This window comes from Blautia massiliensis (ex Durand et al. 2017), assembly GCF_001487165.1.
GTDB lineage: Bacteria > Bacillota > Clostridia > Lachnospirales > Lachnospiraceae > Blautia_A > Blautia_A fusiformis.
Window position 1 is genome coordinate 3,373,463 of record NZ_LN913006.1, and the last position, 16,544, is coordinate 3,390,006.

A 16,544-nucleotide genomic window follows, 5' to 3' on the forward strand; every position below is an offset into this window, starting at 1 on the left:
GATGGAGAAAAAGATTAGTTTTTCAGAAATATTAAAAAAATATACCATGGTCATTGTTCTGGTATTTGTTGTGATCATGTTTTCTGTGAACACAAAGGGCGTTATGCTTCTTCCGCAGAATGTAAATAACCTGGTAGCCCAGAATGCATATGTATTTATTCTTGCAACCGGTATGCTGTTCTGTATTTTAACAGGTGGTAACATTGATCTGTCAGTTGGTTCTGTTGTATGCTTTGTTGCTGCTGTCGGTGGTAAGATGATGGTTCTCAACAGTATGAACCCGTATCTCACTATGATCGTGATGCTTCTTGTGGGTATTGCCATTGGTGCATGGCAGGGATTCTGGATCGCTTATGTACGAATTCCTCCATTTATTGTTACTCTGGCAGGTATGCTTGCTTTTCGTGGCCTTTCCAACGTAGTTCTGGAAGGACAGACCCTGGCCCCGATGCCGGATGCTTATCTGGCTCTGTTCAATAACTATATTCCGGACTTCCTTGGTGGAGGTGAAGGATTTAACAGAACATGTTTTGTAGTTGGCATTATTGTCTGCATCGTCTATGTTGCACTTGTTATGAAAAACCGTGCAGACCGTGCAAAAAAAGGCTACAGTGTTGAGTCTTTCGGTGGTGTTGCAGTGAAGATGGTTCTGATCTGTGCAGTTGTTCTTGCATTCATGTTCAGACTTGCTCAGTACAAAGGTATCCCGAATTCCCTTCTCTGGGTTGTAGTGATCATCGCAATCTATACATACATTGCTTCCAAGACTACAACAGGTCGTTATTTTTATGCAGTTGGCGGTAATGAGAAGGCAACAAAGCTTTCCGGTATTGATACGAACAAAGTTTATTTCCTTGCTTACTTGAACATGGGTCTTCTGGCTGCTATCGCAGGTATGGTGACAATGGCCAGATTGAATTCTTCCAACCCGCAGGCTGGTACAAACTTTGAGATGGATGCGATCGGTGCTTGTTTTATTGGTGGTGCTTCTGCTTATGGTGGTACCGGTACAGTTCCTGGTGTTATCATTGGTGCACTTCTGATGGGTGTTCTGAATCTTGGTATGAGTATCATGGGTATTGACCAGAATATCCAGAAGGTTGTTAAAGGTATGGTTCTTCTGGCAGCGGTTATCTTCGATGTTGTCAGCAAGAGAAAATCTTTTATCGTAAAATAATAATAGTCAGCGAATCAGGACAGCAGGTTTTCGGAGTGATCCGGAACCTGCTGTTTTTGGGTGTATATACTGTTGTTTTATGTAAGGTTATTTTGTTACTGTTCACTGGTCAATGTCATTTAGTTAATTTTCAAGGTTAGATCTTATACATGAGGTCTAACCTCTTTTTTAGTTTTTCCCTAAATAGGGGTTGACACTTCAACTCAAATGTGCGGCCGCTCTCACTACTGATTGGTTTTTAGAAGTAGTGAGAGCGGCCCTTGTAGTTAAAGAAGCATCTGCACGATGCAAATACAACTACAAGGAGATTTTTTTATGCTACAAAACCAAATCAAAACCATATTTAAAAGGGCACTGAAAAAGTCTGATTCTAAAAAAGAATTGGGCTTTTTTGTGAAAATTTCGGTCGCCCGGCAAAGGAACCAGAAATGATGTTTAAACTGCTTTTCCTGAAAAAACTGTACGATCTTTCTGACGAAGCCCTGATTAGCAGCGCCCAGACGGACATGGCATATAAATTTTTCCTTGACCTGGAACCAGAAGCAAAAATGATAGATCCCAGTCTTCTCACAAAATTCAGAAAAACTCGTATTACAGAAGATATTCTGGAAGAAATGTTAAAAGAAACCATTCAACAGGCTTTGGATAAAAATCTGATCAAATCGGGAACCATTATCGTTGATTCCACCCATACAATTGCTTCTGTCTGGGCAAAATCTCCAACGCAGATTCTGCGGGATATGAGCAAACAACTTCGGAAAGAGGTTTATAAAACAGCTTTTGAATTATCAGAGCGATTTCCTGAGAAACCCTCTTTGGAAGCAGGACTGGATGAAGAAATTGCCTATACTAGGGAACTACTCCAGGTTCTGGAGGAAGGAATAAAATCCTGTGGAAATAAAAAGATACAGAAACTTTCTCATGAAATGAAAGAACTACTAGAAGATGAGCGGCTCAAAGAGATCCGATCCAAAGATGATAAAGATGCACGGTTTGGACATAAAACGGCAACCAGTACGTTCTATGGATATAAGAATCATCTTGCGATGACTGAAGAACGTCTCATTGCGGGGATCACTGTAACAGATGGAGGAGCACCAGATGGGCAGGAATTACCAAAACTGATAGAAAACGCGAAGGAAAATGGAATAAAAGTTACAGAAGTTATAGGCGATATGGCATATGTCAGTGATGACAATCTGGAAGTCTGCGGAAAAGAGATTACATTGATTGCCAGAACCAATACAGCAGTAGCTGCTGCAGCAAACGGGAACCTTGAGGAAGGTTTCTGCTTTAATAAAGATGCTGGGATGCTGCAGTGTCCTGCCGGAGAGCTTTCCACGCGTGTAGAAAAAAGAACGGCAAAAAATGGGAATACTTATTTAAGATATATATTTAGCAAAGTAACGTGTCGGAAATGTCCCCAAAGAGAAAAATGCCGTGTAGGAAGATCAAACGCTAAAACAAGAAGCTACAGTATCACGCAAGCAAGCGAGAAAAATCTTGAAAGGCTTAAATTTGAAGAAAGCGAATATTTTCAGGAGCGAATGAAGATTCGGCACAGGATAGAAGAAAAGAATGGAGAACTAAAGGAAGCTCACGGTTTGCGTAAAGCAGATTCGAGAGGTTTATTTGCTATGCATCTGCAAATGTATTTTACGGCATTTACAGCAAATGTAAAACGAATAGTAAGATTAGATGAGCTGGCTATGGAGTAAACCATAGCTTTTTATGATTTTCCTAAGTAAAGATTTGAAAATAATATAAAAGAAAAACTTCCACTTAAGAAGAAATGGAAGTTTTTCAGTGCCCTTCAAATACAAGGGGTGTGGCACTTTTATCTGCATACACGAAACATAGTAATGTTTTATCTCCGCTTACTTTTTTTCTGAATTCCTTTCATTTTCCGTTTTGTTATGAATTGATAGTCTGTTCTGAATCCACAGGTTTCGTGGAGATCGTCAGTGATTTTCTGACGTTCATATACCGGCATGAAACCCTGTTCTTCTACATCTGCAAATTTTATGTCTTTTAAAATATGGAGCAATTGTTCTGTAGTATAAGTTCCTTTCAAAGCGCGGTTTAATAACCGGATTTGTATAGGACTGAGTGATATAAAAGGACTCGGAATTTTTTGATTTTGATGTTGTTATACGCACAATAATTACCGCTTCCACTGTTATAGTACATATCACTAAATATTACTATATAATAAAAATAAAAATTTGACAAAAAAATAAGCCTGTTTCAAGGCTTTGCGGTACTTTTTTGAATTTCAATGTGTCAAACTCCCGTGTAACAAGAAAATAAAAAAATATAAAGTTTTAGTTGTTGCCCGTTATCTTTTCTGATATAATAAGTCCAAATCTTAATACTCTGCCGTGATAAAATGTGAAACTGTCACGAAGGAGGCTAAAAGGAGAAACTACAAATGAAAGAAAAGAAAGAACGGGCCAAACGTCTGCCCACTTTTGCGGAATCGATCACACCGATCGTCGCAATGCTCCTGATCCTTACCATCGGAAAAGGCGTATTCGGCTACAGCACAGAGCCGCTTCTGATCATGGTAGCTGCAATCGCAGCATTTATCGCGTTCCGTGTAGGCATTACCTGGGATGAGATGATGGATGAGATCTGCACCAAGATCGCAAAGGGCATGCCTGCCATCCTGATTCTTGTATGTGTTGGCGCTATGGTTGGTACCTGGATGGCATCCGGTACCATTCCGATGATGATTTATTACGGCGTCCAGATCGTAAACCCGAAATTCATGCTGGTTACCGCGTTCCTGATCGAGGCAGTGGTTTCGGTTGTTACCGGTACCTCCTGGGGTTCCGTTGCAACCATGGGTGTTGCCCTGATGGGAATCGCAAGCGCCCTTGGCGTATCCCTTCCGGCTACTGCAGGCGCCTGCATCGCAGGTTCCTACTTTGGTGACAAGATGTCTCCGCTGTCCGATACCACAAACCTGGCTCCGATCGCGGCAGGCAGCACACTGTATGAGCATATCGGACATATGTTCTACACCACTGTCCCAGCAACCATCGTTTCCCTGGTGGTATATGCCATTGTTGGTATGAACGCAGATGTAAGCGCAGATATTACTTCTGACACCGTTACTACTTTATTAAGCCAGCTTTCTTCCATGTACAGCTGGAACCTGCTGATCATCATTCCGGTAGTGATCGTGCTGGGCGGCTCCCTGCTTCAGAAGCCAACCATTCCGGTTATGCTTCTTTCTACTTTTGTAGCAGGCTTGGAGAGTGTCTTCATTCAGCACGTAGCGTTAGGAGATGTGTTAAAGGCAACCGTAAACGGTTTTGATGTATCCATGATCCACCGTGCAGGATTTGACACCGAGACCTGTTCCGAGGCCGTAACCAAGCTGTTAAACCGCGGCGGTATGAACGGCATTATGAGCACCACACTTCTGGTATTCTGCGCATTCTGCTTCGCAGGTATCATGAGCCGGGCTGGCTGTCTGGATGTGGTACTCCAGAAGATCTTAAGCGTGGCAAAGAGTACCGGTGCGCTGATCACCGCAACCGTTGCAGCCTGCATTACCATGGCACTGACCACCGGTAACTCTTACCTTGCCATTCTGATTCCGGGCGAGATGTTCCGTGACGCTTACAAAGAGCGCGGGCTTGCGGCAAAGAACCTGTCCAGAACCCTTGAGGATGCCGGTACCGTAGTTGTACCGCTGATCCCGTGGTCCGCAGCAGGTGCTTACATGGCTTCCACCCTTGGCGTAGAGACTTTGGATTACCTTCCATGGGCAATCCTGTGCTACACCGGCTGGATTTTTGCAATCATCTGGGGCTTTACCGGATTTGGTATTGCCAAGCTCGATGATGAGAAGAAAAAGGAGAACTAAATACGATGTCCAGAGTGCTTTTGATTAAAAACGCGAATCTGTATGATCCGGATCCAAAAGGAATCCGTGATATCCTGATCGTAGATGAAAAAGTATTTTCTGTGGCAGAACACATCGATCCACCGGAACTTTCTGCTCCGGTGGAAGTTGTTTCTGCAGATGGAAAAATGGTAATTCCTGGTTATGTGGACCAGCATGTTCATGTGATTGGCGGGGGCGGCGCAAAGCTTCTGGTTACACGGCTTTCTTCCCTGCATGAGGAAGTGCGTGATGCTGTAAAGGCAGGGGTTCCGGTGGAAAAAGCCATCCGCATCTGCGGGGAGAACCCGGCCAGAGCCAACGGATTATTCCCGAAAAAGGGCTGCATCCGTCCGGGCAGCGACGCGGATCTTGTGATCCTGGATGAGGAATTTCTGGTAGATACGGTATTTGTCCGTGGACAGAAAATGGTGGAGTATGGAAAAGCACTGGTAAAAGGCACCTTTGAGACAGACTGACAGAAGCTTTGAAATAGAAAAGCGGAAAAGAAAGAGACAGGAGAATTGACATTATGATCAAGTTACTGAAAAACGCGAATGTGTACGCACCGGAGAAACTGGGAAAGAAAGATATCCTTATTGAGGGGGAAAAAATCCTTCTGATGCAGGATACTATTGAGGGATATGAGGGACTTCCGGGAGTGGAAACCTATGATCTGGAGGGAAAGACCGTTGTTCCGGCTTACATTGACATGCACGTGCATATCACAGGCGGCGGCGGAGAGCAGGGGCCGGCATCCCGTGTACCGGAATCCCAGCTCAGTGAATTCTTCAAAAATGGTATTACCACGGTAGTCGGACTTCTGGGAACCGATGGCGTAACCCGCAGTGTGGAAAATCTGGTCGCAAAAGCTCGCGCCCTGACCGAAGAGGGCATGACCGTGTACACTCTGACCAGTTCCTATGGTTACCCGCCGACCACCCTGACCGGAAGTGTAGAGCGCGATATCATCCTGGTTCCACCGATGATCGGTGTGAAGGTAGCGGTATCGGACCACAGAAGCTCCAACCCAGGCGGAGAAGAGCTGATCGCGCTGGCTACTGCAGCGCGCAGAGCCGGCTTACTCAGCAATACCCCTGGCCTGGTAACCATGCACATGGGTGACGGAGAGGGAAGACTGGATCCGATTTTCTATGTGCTGGATCATTCCGACGTTCCAGCCAAGAACCTGCTGCCGACCCACATCTTACGCAATCCTGGACTGATTGATGCCGGCGCGGATCTGGTGCGCCGTGGCGGCTACATTGACTGCACCGCCGGCGCCGATGATGTGGAGGTCGAATCCGATGCTCTGAAGCTCTATGAGCTGTTGCACCGCGAAGATGTGAGCCTGGATCATGTAACCATGTCCAGTGACGCGTTCGGAAGCCAGCCGCGCTTCAACGAAGAGGGCGAGTGCATTGGCCTGACCTACGCGTCCCCGAAGTATCTGCACCGTACCATCCAGATCCTGGTAAGAGAGGGCATGCCGCTGGAGGATGCCTTACAGCTTCTGACCAGCACTCCGGCCGTACTCCTTGGCAAAGAAGGAATCAAGGGCTGTGTAGCGGAAGGCGCAGACGCAGACCTTCTGGTACTGGATGAGAATCTCAACATCAACAGCCTGTTTGCCCGCGGCAAGGTCGCTGTGTGGGAGCAGGAAGTGAAGATGAAGGGCAGATTCGAGCAGTAAGGAAAAACATACAGGAGAAGGACTGTGATTGACTTATTGGTGGTGCTTCTGCTTATGGTGGTACCGGTACAGTTCCTGGTGTTATCATTGGTGCACTTCTGATGGGTGTTCTGAATCTTGGCATGAGTATCATGGGTATTGACCAGAATATCCAGAAGGTTGTTAAAGGTATGGTTCTTCTGGCAGCGGTTATCTTCGATGTTGTCAGCAAGAGAAAATCTTTTATCGTAAAATAATAATAGTCAGCGAATCAGGACAGCAGGTTTTCGGAGTGATCCGGAACCTGCTGTTTTTGGGTGTATATACTGTTGTTTTATGTGAGGTTATTTTGTCGGTTTTCGTGGTTTTATGGGGGATGTGCTTGTTTTTAGGAGAACGTTATATTATAATAAGGGCAAGTGACAGAAAATACGAAATTATGTTGTCGGGAGGCTGTAATGGGAAATACAGTAACGATCTGTTTTGCAAATAATAAGGGCGGCAGCGGAAAGTCCACCAGCTGTTCCAATGTGGGAGCGGCACTGGCCGGCATGGGTAAGAAGGTACTGATGGTAGACGGTGATATGCAGCTGAATCTTTCCCTTTCTTTTTTTTCGGAGGAAGAAGTGCTTGAGATGGCAGCAGGGGAAAAGAATCTCTACTATGCTATCGGTCATCAGTCGGATCTCAGCGATTTTATCGTGCATACGAAGTATGAGAATCTGGATCTGGTTCCGTCGTCTACGCTGATGAGCTCCGTGGAATATGAGCTTTTTACAAAATGGCAGAGAGAGTTTATCCTGCGGAAATGTCTGCAGAAGGTTAAAGATTCCGGAGTGTACGATTACATTCTCATTGATGCACCGCCTACTCTTGGCGGCTGGGTGATGAATATTTTATGTGCATCCGATTATGTTCTTGTTCCGGTAGAGGCAAGTCCGTGGGGTATGTTTGGTCTTGCAAATATGTTTGATTTCCTCAATGAAGTCAGGGAGATCGCTCCGGATTTAAAGGTTTTGGGAATCGTAGTAACCAAGGCAGATGCCAGAAAGAATTATTTCAAACAGACTATGGAAACACTGAAAGAAATGGAAGGAATCTATCTTTTCGAATCTTTTATCCGTGTAGACAGCTCCATCGAATGGTCCCAGGACAGCAGTGAACCAGTTGTGGAGTTCAAAAAAAGCAGCCGCAGCGCAAAAGAGTACATAGCATTGGCAGAGGAGGTAATGAATCGTGTCAGTAGGTAAAGCAAGCATCGCAAGAGCAGTAAATGCAGAAAAAGCATCCAAAACAGAAACAAAAACAGAGGTAAAAGAGGCTGAGGTTAAAGCAGCAGAGAAGCCGTCAGAGGTAAAAGCTGAAACAGCTGAAAAAGCGGCAGAAAAAACTACAGCAAAGAAAACAGCAGCGAAAGCTCCTGCAAAGAAGACCACAGCAAAGAAAGCAGCCGCAACAAAAACAACAGCAAAGAAAACCACTACCAGAAAAACAACAGCACGTAAAACCGCAGCAAAGAAAACAGCTGCAGCAGAAACAACAGGAACTGTAGCCCAGAACGTGATCAGCGGAGGAAACGCCGACGAACTCCAGGCCAAATTCCTCACCCCAAAGAAAGATGAGCCGGACAACAACCAGCCAGTAGGAATTAAAGACGAGCTTCCGGTTTATCTGCTGTAATCTTTGATTGAATTTTTTGAAAAGATAGTAATTGACAAATAAAAAGACTGCTATATATCTATATCACTATTGATAAGGTATACAGCAGCCTTTTATTTTGCCCTATAAAAATCTCAGTGGGACAGCGAAGCGCCTCCCTCGTATCTTTCTACATATTGTAATATGCAGCATACAATCCATTCTTCTCAAGCAGTTCAGCATGAGTGCCTCTTTCGGCGATACCCTCCTCCGTGATCACAATGATCTCATCCGCATCACGGATCGTAGAAAGCCGGTGCGCGATCGTAATGGTAGTACGATTTTTTGAAAGTTCCTCCAGACTCTTCTGAATCCAACGTTCGCTTTCGTTATCCAGAGCGCTGGTGGCCTCATCCAGGATCAGGATCGGAGGATTCTTAAGGAATACACGTGCAATGGAAATCCGCTGCTTCTGTCCGCCGGAAAGGCGTGTGCCACGTTCTCCGACATAAGTGTCGTATTTATCCGGAAGCTCCATGATAAAGTCATGGATACTCGCACATTTGGCGGCTTTGATGATCTCTTCATCGGAAGCTCCGGGCTTTCCGTAGGCAATATTATCCTTGATGGTTCCATCAAAAAGATAGACATCCTGCTGTACCATACCGATCTGGCTTCGAAGGCTCTTAAGAGTCAGCCCGCGGATATCCTTTCCGTCTACAGTAATGGAACCGCCGGTCACATCATAAAATCTGGGCAGGAGAGAGCAGATCGTGGTTTTTCCGCTTCCGGAAGGTCCCACCAGGGCAATGGATTTTCCTGCCGGGATATCAATAGAGATATCGGAAAGCACAGGAGTTTCATCATCGTTGTAATGAAAAGAAACATGGTCGTAACGCACATGTCCTTTCACGTCCGTAAGCTCCGCAGCGTTGTCTGCATCCCTGATCTCGGATTCTGTTTCCATCACATCCAGGAATCTTCGGAAACCGGAAAGTCCCTTCTGCATCATTTCCACAAGTTCCACCAGGATCTGGATGGGGCTGATAAAGATTCCGATATACAGGGCATACATGGCAAGATCTGCAGTTTGCATTTCACCCTGGGCGATCAGATATCCGCCATAAACCAGAGTTACCAGATACATCATTCCCTGGAAGAAAAGATTGGAGCTCATGAAACTTCCCATGCAGTGGTAGTTATCCCTTTTGGAAACAAGGAACGCCTCGTTGCTTTTCTTAAATTTCTCACGCTCAATGTCCTCATTTGCGAAGGACTGCACAACACGGATTCCGGAAAGGGTATCCTGAAGACTTGCGTTCACATCACCGATCTTGCGCCTGTTTTCCATAAAAGTCTCCTGCATTTTTGCATTCTGGCGGAAGGAAAACACAAACATCACGATCACCAGGAGGATCAGCGGCAGTGCAAGTTTTTTGTTGATAAAGAACAGGAAGATAAAAGCACCGACAATTTTTACCAGAGAGATAAAAAGATTCTCAGGTCCATGATGTGCAAACTCGGAAATGTCAAAAAGGTCACTGACCAGCTTACTCATCATCTGACCGGAATTATTCCTGCTGTAATAGGAAAAAGACAGCTCCTGATAGTGGTCAAAAAGCTCCCGGCGCATATCACGCTCCATCTTTGCGCCCATCATATGTCCCTGATAGGTGACATAATATTTGCAGAGACTTTGCACAATGTACATAACAAAAAGAGAAGCTGCAATCACAGGGAGGGCATGAAGAATCATATCCTTATCCTGTGTAAAGAGAGTTTTTGTCATAGTACGAAGAATCTGGGGATAAGCAAGATCTACCAGACTGATAACGGCTGCACAGATCAGGTCAATAAAAAAGACCGCTTTGTACGGGCCGTAGTAGTGGATGAATTTCTTGATGGTATTCATCGGAAAAGTACCTCCGTTTTTATGAAATGTATAGTGTTGTCTGGGCAAAAAAACATTGCTGCCGGACATTCTATGTTCATCTTATCATAAGTAAGAATAAAGTCAAGATAAGTGAATTTCAGGTCTGTTTCGTTTCTGCATACTTTCTGAGAATAGAAGCTATATGGCTGCTGTTCACAGGGAATATTCCGCGAGGGATTGCTGGCAACGGAGCGGATAGTGATATGAGGAGATATATTTTTGGGAAAAAATCAAATTACTCCTTGACACAGAAGAACAAAACCCGTATAGTGTATTTCAGATTTGGTGTGTAACTGATAAGCAGGCATTAACCAGTCATAAATGTTATTATTTGACGTTTATGGGGGTTGGTGTCTTTTTTTGTTGCCCACTTAAAAGACTCCCGCTCCAAAACGTCGAAAGAAAAGGAGAGAAAACATGAAAGACAAGATTTTCGGAGTTTTGCAGCGAGTGGGACGTTCCTTTATGCTTCCCATAGCAATCCTTCCTGTGGCAGGCCTGCTTCTTGGATTCGGCAGTTCCTTCACAAATGAAACAACCATTGCAACCTACGGACTTCAGAAGATTCTGGGAGACGGAACGATTTTACATGCACTCCTGATCATTATGAACAAAGTCGGAAGCGCGGTATTTGATAACCTGCCGCTGATCTTTGCAGTAGGTGTGGCCATCGGTATGGCAAAAAAAGAGAAAGAGGTAGCAGCTCTTTCTGCACTGATCGCTTACTTTGTTATGAATGTAGCCATCAATGGTATGCTGGTAGTAAATGGTAAGATCACAGCAGACGGACAGATCGCAAAAAGCGTTCTGGAAGGTACTGTAACCTCTGTCTGCGGCATCCAGTCCTTACAGATGGGTGTGTTTGGCGGTATCATCGTCGGCCTTGGTGTTGCGGCACTGCACAACCGTTTTCATAAGATCGTGCTTCCAAACGCACTTTCCTTCTTCGGTGGTTCCAGATTTGTGCCCATCATTTCCACCATTGTATATATGTTTGTGGGAATCCTGATGTATTTCGTATGGCCGGCAGTCCAGAACGGTATTTATGCTCTGGGCGGTCTTGTAACAGGCAGCGGCTATATCGGAACTCTGATCTTCGGTATTATCAAACGTGCGCTGATCCCCTTCGGACTTCATCACGTATTTTATATGCCATTCTGGCAGACAGCCGTTGGCGGGACTATGGAGGTTGCAGGCCAGATGGTACAGGGCGGACAGAACATCTTTTTCGCCCAGCTTGCAGATTCCGCAAATGTAGCGCATTTCAGCGCAGATGCAACAAGATATTTTTCCGGAGAGTTCATTTTCATGATCTTCGGTCTTCCGGGAGCAGCTCTTGCCATGTACCGCTGTGCAAAGCCTGAGAAGAAAAAAGCAGCAGGCGGACTTCTTCTTTCCGCAGCCCTTGCATGTATGCTTACAGGAATCACAGAGCCACTGGAGTTCTCTTTCCTGTTTGTAGCTCCTGCATTGTTTGCGGTACAGGTTGTTCTTGCAGGCGCGGCTTATATGATCGCACATATGCTGAACATTGCAGTAGGACTTACCTTTTCCGGCGGTTTCCTGGATCTGTTCCTGTTCGGAATCCTTCAGGGAAATGCAAAGACAAGCTGGCTCAGGATTATCCCGGTAGGTATCATTTACTTTATTCTCTATTATGTGATTTTCACCTTCCTGATCAAAAAGTTCAACTTCAAGACTCCGGGACGTGAGGATGACGACACAGAAACAAAGCTTTATACAAAAGCAGATGTAAACGCGAGAAAAGAAGCCGGAAAAGCCGGTGAAGCAGCAGGAAGCACATCCGCAGATCCGGTAAGTGAAGCCATCACAGCCGGTCTTGGCGGAAAGAAAAACATCAGTGATGTGGACTGCTGTGCAACAAGACTCCGTATCACCGTCCATGATGCAGCAAGAGTTAACGACGACATTCTGAAAACAACAGGCTCCAGAGGAATCGTGAAAAAGGGCCAGGGCATCCAGATCATCTATGGCCCGCAGGTAACTGTGATTAAGTCCAAACTGGAGGATTATCTGGAGACAGCGCCGAATGAATATTTTGAAGGCGTAAATGAGGCAGTAACAGACAATGCAGAAAATCAGGCTCAGTCTGATACAGAGCATACAGCAGAAAGTACAGGTGAGGCTGCTCAGAACACAGCTCCGACATCCGAAGCCAACACGCAGCCGGAGAAAAAGATTCTCAGAACAGCGATTGTCTACAGCCCGGTAACCGGTATCGCCGCAGATCTTTCCACAGCGCCGGATGAAGGCTTTGCGGAAGGAATGATGGGAGAGGGTGCTGTAGTCACACCGAAGGACCCGGTGATCTGTGCTCCGGAAGATGGCGAGGTAGAGTTTATTTTTGACACAAAGCATGCCATCGGATTCCAGACAGATACAGATCTTCCTATGCTCCTCCATATCGGCATTGACACTGTAAAGCTGGAAGGAAAAGGCTTCGAGATCCTGGTAGAGCAGGGACAGCATGTAAAAAAAGGCGAGCCGTTGATGAAGATTGACATCCCGTATCTTACAGAAAACGCTCCGTCCTTATGTTCTCCGATCCTTTGCACAGAGATCGAGGATAATCAGAGAGTACGCCTTCTTGCCAATGGAGAGATCAAGGCAGGAGAGCCGCTGTTCGCAGTAGAGACTGTGGAAGAATAGGAAATTTTTCAGCAATAATATAGAAGATTGGTTTTGTGAAAAGCGCGCCTAATGCCCGGGCGCGCTTTTCCTGTGGCAAAGAAAATAACTGTCTGTCAGAAGGGCTTTACACAAAAGAAAGATTCTGTTACGATAAAGAAAATCAACAGCTGCAGACAAAAATGTCGACTGAAAATCCGGGGTAGACAGTGGTGGAATGTGGAAAAGCAGCAGGATATATAAAAATGGTGGGGAAAAAGATGTACAGAGTGAGCAAGGTATTAAACAATAACGGCATCATTGCCATAAATATGGAAGAAAACCAGGAATATGTACTTCTGGGAAAAGGTGTGGGATTTGGAAATAAGGTCAGCCAGCGTTTTGAGGCTCCGGCAGACTGTACCATTTACAGGCTGGCTCAGGAGACAGAACGTGGCTCAGCAAAAGAACTGGCAAAGAGCGTAGCACCGGAATTTCTGGAGATCGCAGATGAGATATTGAGAGAAGCTGAGAAGACCTTTGGGGATACCATAGACAGAAGGATCCTGTTTCCCCTTGCTGATCATATTTCCTTTGCAGTGGGACGTATCCGGAATCATGAGCAGATCAGCAATCCTCTGACTGATGATATCAAGGTGCTTTTTTACAGCGAATTCAAGGTGGCGGAGAGATTGAAGAAGATCCTGAAGGAGCGGATGGATATTGAGATCGACGAGCATGAGGTGGGATATGTGGCACTTCATATTCACTCAGCACTTGGAGATGAAAAGGTGTCTGTTGCCATGCAGACAGCAAGAACGGTACGGGAATGCATTGCCATGATCGAGATGGCCACAGGAAGAAAGATCGATGTGATCTCTCTATCCTACAACCGTATGATGAACCATATCAAATATATGGTAGCCCGTGTCTCCACAGGGGAGACACTGAAGCTGGATATGAATGAATATATAGAAGAAAAATATCCGGAATCCTACAGGATCGCAGAGGATGTCTGCGAGAGTCTGGGCAAAAGCCTTGGGAAAAAGCTGGACCCTATCGAGATTGGTTATCTTGCCATGCATATTGAGCGGACAGTGGAACAATAAATGTAAATGGCTGATCCGCCTCAGGGATTTACACAATAAATTCAATAGCTTTTTTGACAGCAGTACTCATGGCAGTACTGCTGTTTGTGACTAAGCAGACCTCTCTCTGAGGGAGCGGCTCCTTAAGCTGAAGGGCAAAAATCTTCCCGTCATTGATCACTTCCCGGGCAAGGGGCTCGGGGTAAAAGCCGATTCCCAGATTGTGGACGATCATGGGAAGGACCTGGTCTGTAGTTGCTGCCTCGATGTCAGGATGAAAAGAAACACGGTTTTCCATAAAGTAATTCATATACATTTCTCTGGTGCTGGTCCCTTCCGCAAGACCTACAAAGGGCAGATCCTGAAGCTCATGGATGCTGATAGGGGCAGTGGTCAGATCCTTATATTTGCTTCCGCATACAAGGATCTCCCGGTAACGCAGGAGACTTTTTTTCTGTAAGGGCTTGCGGATGGAGATCGGAGTGGTGACAATAGCGAAATCCACCGCATAATTTTTCAGTGCCTGTACTGCCTGAGGAGTAGAATGGTTAAAGAGGCGCAGGCGAACATGGGGATATTGCTCGCGGAACAGCTCCAGCTTTTCGAGAAGGATCAGACGCAGGGCATTTTCGCTGGCGCCGATGGAAACCAGACCATGCTCCAGCTCTCCGTTCTGGCGGATTTCCTCCTCGCCGATGGACAGCTGCTCAAAAGCCAGGGCAACGTGTTCATAAAGCTGGCGGCCTTCCGGTGTAAGTGCGATTCCTTTGTTGGAGCGGAGAAAGAGCGTACATTTCAGCTCCTGCTCCAGGTTGTTCATACAGCGGGTGATATTTGGCTGGTTGTTGTGAAGAGCTCTTGCCGCCTTGGTAAAGCTCTTATACTGGGCTACATAATAAAAGATCCGGTAGTAGTCGTAAGTGATCATGTATTGTCTCCATCCTGTGATATGATTTTAATATGTTTACGATATTAATAATACTTTTTACATTTGCTTCTGAGCAAACTATAATACACCCGAGGAAAAAAATCAATGACAGGAGTGATTTAGAGTGGTTTCAGGAGGCAGAAAGCTGCAGAGCGCAGACCGGCAGATGTCAGAAGCTTTTATCACAAGTGTATTTCTGGCAATGTCCGGCGGATTTCAGGATGCCTACACATACTTTACAAGAGATGAGGTGTTTTCCAACGCCCAGACAGGCAACGTGGTTCTGATGAGCCAAAATTTTATGACAGGACAGTGGGGAGACGGTTTAAGGTATCTGTTTCCTATTTTAGCTTTTGCCATTGGCGTTGTAGCGGCGGAGCGAATCCAGAATACCTTTAAATATGCAAAAAAACTTCACTGGAGGCAGATGATCCTGCTGATCGAGATCCTGATCCTTTTTGCGGTGGGATTTATGCCGGGAGAATTGGATATGCTGGCAACCGTACTGGTATCCTTTTCCTGCGCCATGCAGGTACAGACCTTCCGGAAGGTGGGCGGTTATTCCTATGCAAGCACTATGTGCATCGGAAATTTACGAAGCGGCACGGCGGCGTTGTCCGTGTATTGTCGTGAAAAACGTCCGGAACAGCTGAAGCAGGCTCTTTATTATTTCGGAATAATTTTCTTTTTTGCCATTGGAGCCGGTGGCGGAGGAAATCTGTCCATGAGGCTGGGAATCCCGGCAATCTGGGTATCGGATGTTTTGCTTCTGATCAGCTTTATTCTGATGTTTTCCAGTAAACATAGAGATTAGAAAGGGTGAGGAATTGTGGAAAACAGCACATTATTCCCAAGAGAGGAAAAGGCGGAGCTTTTATTTGAAAAGATCCTGAAGGATCCGGAGGCGTGCAGACGGCTGACGGAGACCTTCTATGAATCCATGGATGCGGATACAGACATAGAATGCGGATATCTTCCTCCGGAAAAATTCGCCTATGCATTGCTGGACGCATATAAAAACCGTGATCTGACAGCTCTCCTTATGGCGATCTGCCAGAACAGTATGTTTGATCTTCTGCGAAATTCTTTTCTGGCACCGTTCAGGTTCAATGCAGATGGACAGGAGAATCCGGTATTTCTCACAGATGAAAAAGGAAATTTTCTGCGGGAAAAGGGAATCCATGTAAGTGACAGGGATTACGACCGATTTCGCAGGATATACAGGGAGAAACCTGGTGTAAAGATGTATCTGGCGTATGGCTACCGGAAGCGACATGCCTATGATGAAGCTACCATGGAAGTAGAAGAGTACAAAATGGGCGAACATATCGGTGTGTTGCTGGTGTATGAGCTTCCGGACAGCGTAAGGGAAAAGGAAACGGAGGCACAGGCCTATGCGGCTGTATGGGATATCATGATGGCAATTCAGAAGAAGCTTCCAAGAGCCTTTGTATATTATGGGCAGGATTCTGTGGAGGATGGTGGAAAACGTTATGACGGACTGGGCGTTTTTCTCCCCATCCATAAATTTGCGGACCGCTTGGAAAAAATGATCGGGATCGCGGATGAGATCGTAATGAAATAG

The 16,544-nt window shown here is 45.6% G+C and carries 12 protein-coding genes and 3 pseudogenes; 12 read left to right on the forward strand and 3 right to left on the reverse strand.

Annotated features, from left to right (window positions below; translation table 11 throughout):
- Position 1: 1 nt before the first annotated feature.
- Entirely contained in the window at positions 2 to 1,177 is a 1,176-nt protein-coding gene (gene mmsB / locus BN3261_RS16360; RefSeq protein WP_059086778.1) for a multiple monosaccharide ABC transporter permease, read from the forward strand.
- A gap of 389 nt (positions 1,178 to 1,566) precedes the next feature.
- Positions 1,567 to 2,895: pseudogene (locus tag BN3261_RS16365) on the forward strand (IS1182 family transposase); the annotation flags it as partial.
- A gap of 149 nt (positions 2,896 to 3,044) precedes the next feature.
- Here the strand turns inward: BN3261_RS16365 and BN3261_RS18430 are convergent.
- Positions 3,045 to 3,272 (reverse strand): annotated as a pseudogene (locus BN3261_RS18430) (IS1634 family transposase); the annotation flags it as partial.
- Positions 3,273 to 3,608: 336 nt separating this feature from the next.
- Here BN3261_RS18430 and nhaC point away from each other — a divergent pair.
- The 6 genes and pseudogenes from nhaC (at position 3,609) to BN3261_RS17845 (ending at position 8,424) form a co-directional block, all read left to right on the forward strand.
- Positions 3,609 to 5,054, forward strand: coding sequence for a Na+/H+ antiporter NhaC (gene nhaC / locus BN3261_RS16375; RefSeq protein WP_015526033.1), 1,446 nt, complete (start codon positions 3,609 to 3,611; stop codon positions 5,052 to 5,054).
- Between the two features lie 5 nt (positions 5,055 to 5,059).
- Positions 5,060 to 5,551, forward strand: a complete 492-nt coding sequence (locus tag BN3261_RS16380) for an amidohydrolase family protein (RefSeq protein ID WP_015526032.1) — start codon at positions 5,060 to 5,062, stop codon at positions 5,549 to 5,551.
- Positions 5,552 to 5,604: 53 nt separating this feature from the next.
- Positions 5,605 to 6,765, forward strand: a complete 1,161-nt coding sequence (iadA, locus tag BN3261_RS16385; RefSeq protein ID WP_015526031.1) for a beta-aspartyl-peptidase — start codon at positions 5,605 to 5,607, stop codon at positions 6,763 to 6,765.
- A gap of 35 nt (positions 6,766 to 6,800) precedes the next feature.
- Positions 6,801 to 7,001 (forward strand): annotated as a pseudogene (locus BN3261_RS17555) (sugar ABC transporter permease); the annotation flags it as partial.
- Between the two features lie 201 nt (positions 7,002 to 7,202).
- On the forward strand, positions 7,203 to 7,994 hold the full coding sequence (locus tag BN3261_RS16390) for a ParA family protein (protein ID WP_015526030.1): 792 nt from the start codon (positions 7,203 to 7,205) through the stop codon (positions 7,992 to 7,994).
- Complete coding sequence (locus BN3261_RS17845) at positions 7,981 to 8,424, forward strand: hypothetical protein (RefSeq protein ID WP_021650455.1); 444 nt, start codon at positions 7,981 to 7,983, stop codon at positions 8,422 to 8,424. The genes BN3261_RS16390 and BN3261_RS17845 overlap by 14 nt, the downstream gene beginning before the upstream one ends.
- 148 nt (positions 8,425 to 8,572) lie before the next feature.
- Here the strand turns inward: BN3261_RS17845 and BN3261_RS16400 are convergent, their stop codons facing one another.
- The gene (locus BN3261_RS16400) at positions 8,573 to 10,294 is read right to left on the reverse strand and encodes an ABC transporter ATP-binding protein (RefSeq protein ID WP_059086779.1); all 1,722 of its coding nucleotides are present in this window, start codon (positions 10,292 to 10,294) and stop codon (positions 8,573 to 8,575) included.
- Between the two features lie 438 nt (positions 10,295 to 10,732).
- Between BN3261_RS16400 and BN3261_RS16405 the strand changes: the two genes are divergently transcribed.
- Together BN3261_RS16405 and BN3261_RS16410 are read left to right on the forward strand one after the other, a co-directional pair.
- Positions 10,733 to 12,985, forward strand: a complete 2,253-nt coding sequence (locus tag BN3261_RS16405) for a PTS sugar transporter subunit IIABC (RefSeq protein WP_110925844.1) — start codon at positions 10,733 to 10,735, stop codon at positions 12,983 to 12,985.
- A gap of 239 nt (positions 12,986 to 13,224) precedes the next feature.
- Positions 13,225 to 14,052 (forward strand): PRD domain-containing protein, encoded by an 828-nt coding sequence (locus BN3261_RS16410; RefSeq protein WP_059086989.1) that lies wholly within the window; start codon positions 13,225 to 13,227, stop codon positions 14,050 to 14,052.
- Positions 14,053 to 14,080: 28 nt separating this feature from the next.
- On the opposite strand, the gene BN3261_RS16415 is transcribed toward BN3261_RS16410, so the two are convergent.
- Positions 14,081 to 14,959 carry a LysR family transcriptional regulator gene (locus BN3261_RS16415; protein ID WP_015526026.1) on the reverse strand — a complete coding sequence of 293 codons (879 nt, stop codon included), beginning with the start codon at positions 14,957 to 14,959 and terminating at the stop codon, positions 14,081 to 14,083.
- Between the two features lie 166 nt (positions 14,960 to 15,125).
- Here BN3261_RS16415 and BN3261_RS16420 point away from each other — a divergent pair, with 166 nt between their 5' ends.
- Both BN3261_RS16420 and BN3261_RS16425 read left to right on the forward strand, forming a co-directional pair.
- Positions 15,126 to 15,773: a YoaK family protein gene (locus tag BN3261_RS16420; RefSeq protein ID WP_059086990.1), complete on the forward strand. Its 648-nt coding sequence runs from the start codon at positions 15,126 to 15,128 to the stop codon at positions 15,771 to 15,773.
- Between the two features lie 15 nt (positions 15,774 to 15,788).
- Entirely contained in the window at positions 15,789 to 16,544 is a 756-nt protein-coding gene (locus BN3261_RS16425; protein WP_021650449.1) for a DUF4866 domain-containing protein, read from the forward strand.

Bases quoted from the DNA above. Each gene is read 5' to 3' on its own strand.
- iadA (WP_015526031.1), top strand. From the start codon at position 5,605: ATGATCAAGTTACTGAAAAACGCGAATGTGTACGCACCGGAGAAACTG.
- mmsB (WP_059086778.1), top strand. From the start codon at position 2: ATGGAGAAAAAGATTAGTTTTTCAGAAATATTAAAAAAATATACCATG.
- nhaC (WP_015526033.1), top strand. From the start codon at position 3,609: ATGAAAGAAAAGAAAGAACGGGCCAAACGTCTGCCCACTTTTGCGGAA.
- BN3261_RS16400 (WP_059086779.1), bottom strand. From the start codon at position 10,294: ATGAATACCATCAAGAAATTCATCCACTACTACGGCCCGTACAAAGCG.
- BN3261_RS16405 (WP_110925844.1), top strand. From the start codon at position 10,733: ATGAAAGACAAGATTTTCGGAGTTTTGCAGCGAGTGGGACGTTCCTTT.
- BN3261_RS16415 (WP_015526026.1), bottom strand. From the start codon at position 14,959: ATGATCACTTACGACTACTACCGGATCTTTTATTATGTAGCCCAGTAT.
- BN3261_RS16410 (WP_059086989.1), top strand. From the start codon at position 13,225: ATGTACAGAGTGAGCAAGGTATTAAACAATAACGGCATCATTGCCATA.
- BN3261_RS16380 (WP_015526032.1), top strand. From the start codon at position 5,060: ATGTCCAGAGTGCTTTTGATTAAAAACGCGAATCTGTATGATCCGGAT.
- BN3261_RS16420 (WP_059086990.1), top strand. From the start codon at position 15,126: ATGTCAGAAGCTTTTATCACAAGTGTATTTCTGGCAATGTCCGGCGGA.
- BN3261_RS16390 (WP_015526030.1), top strand. From the start codon at position 7,203: ATGGGAAATACAGTAACGATCTGTTTTGCAAATAATAAGGGCGGCAGC.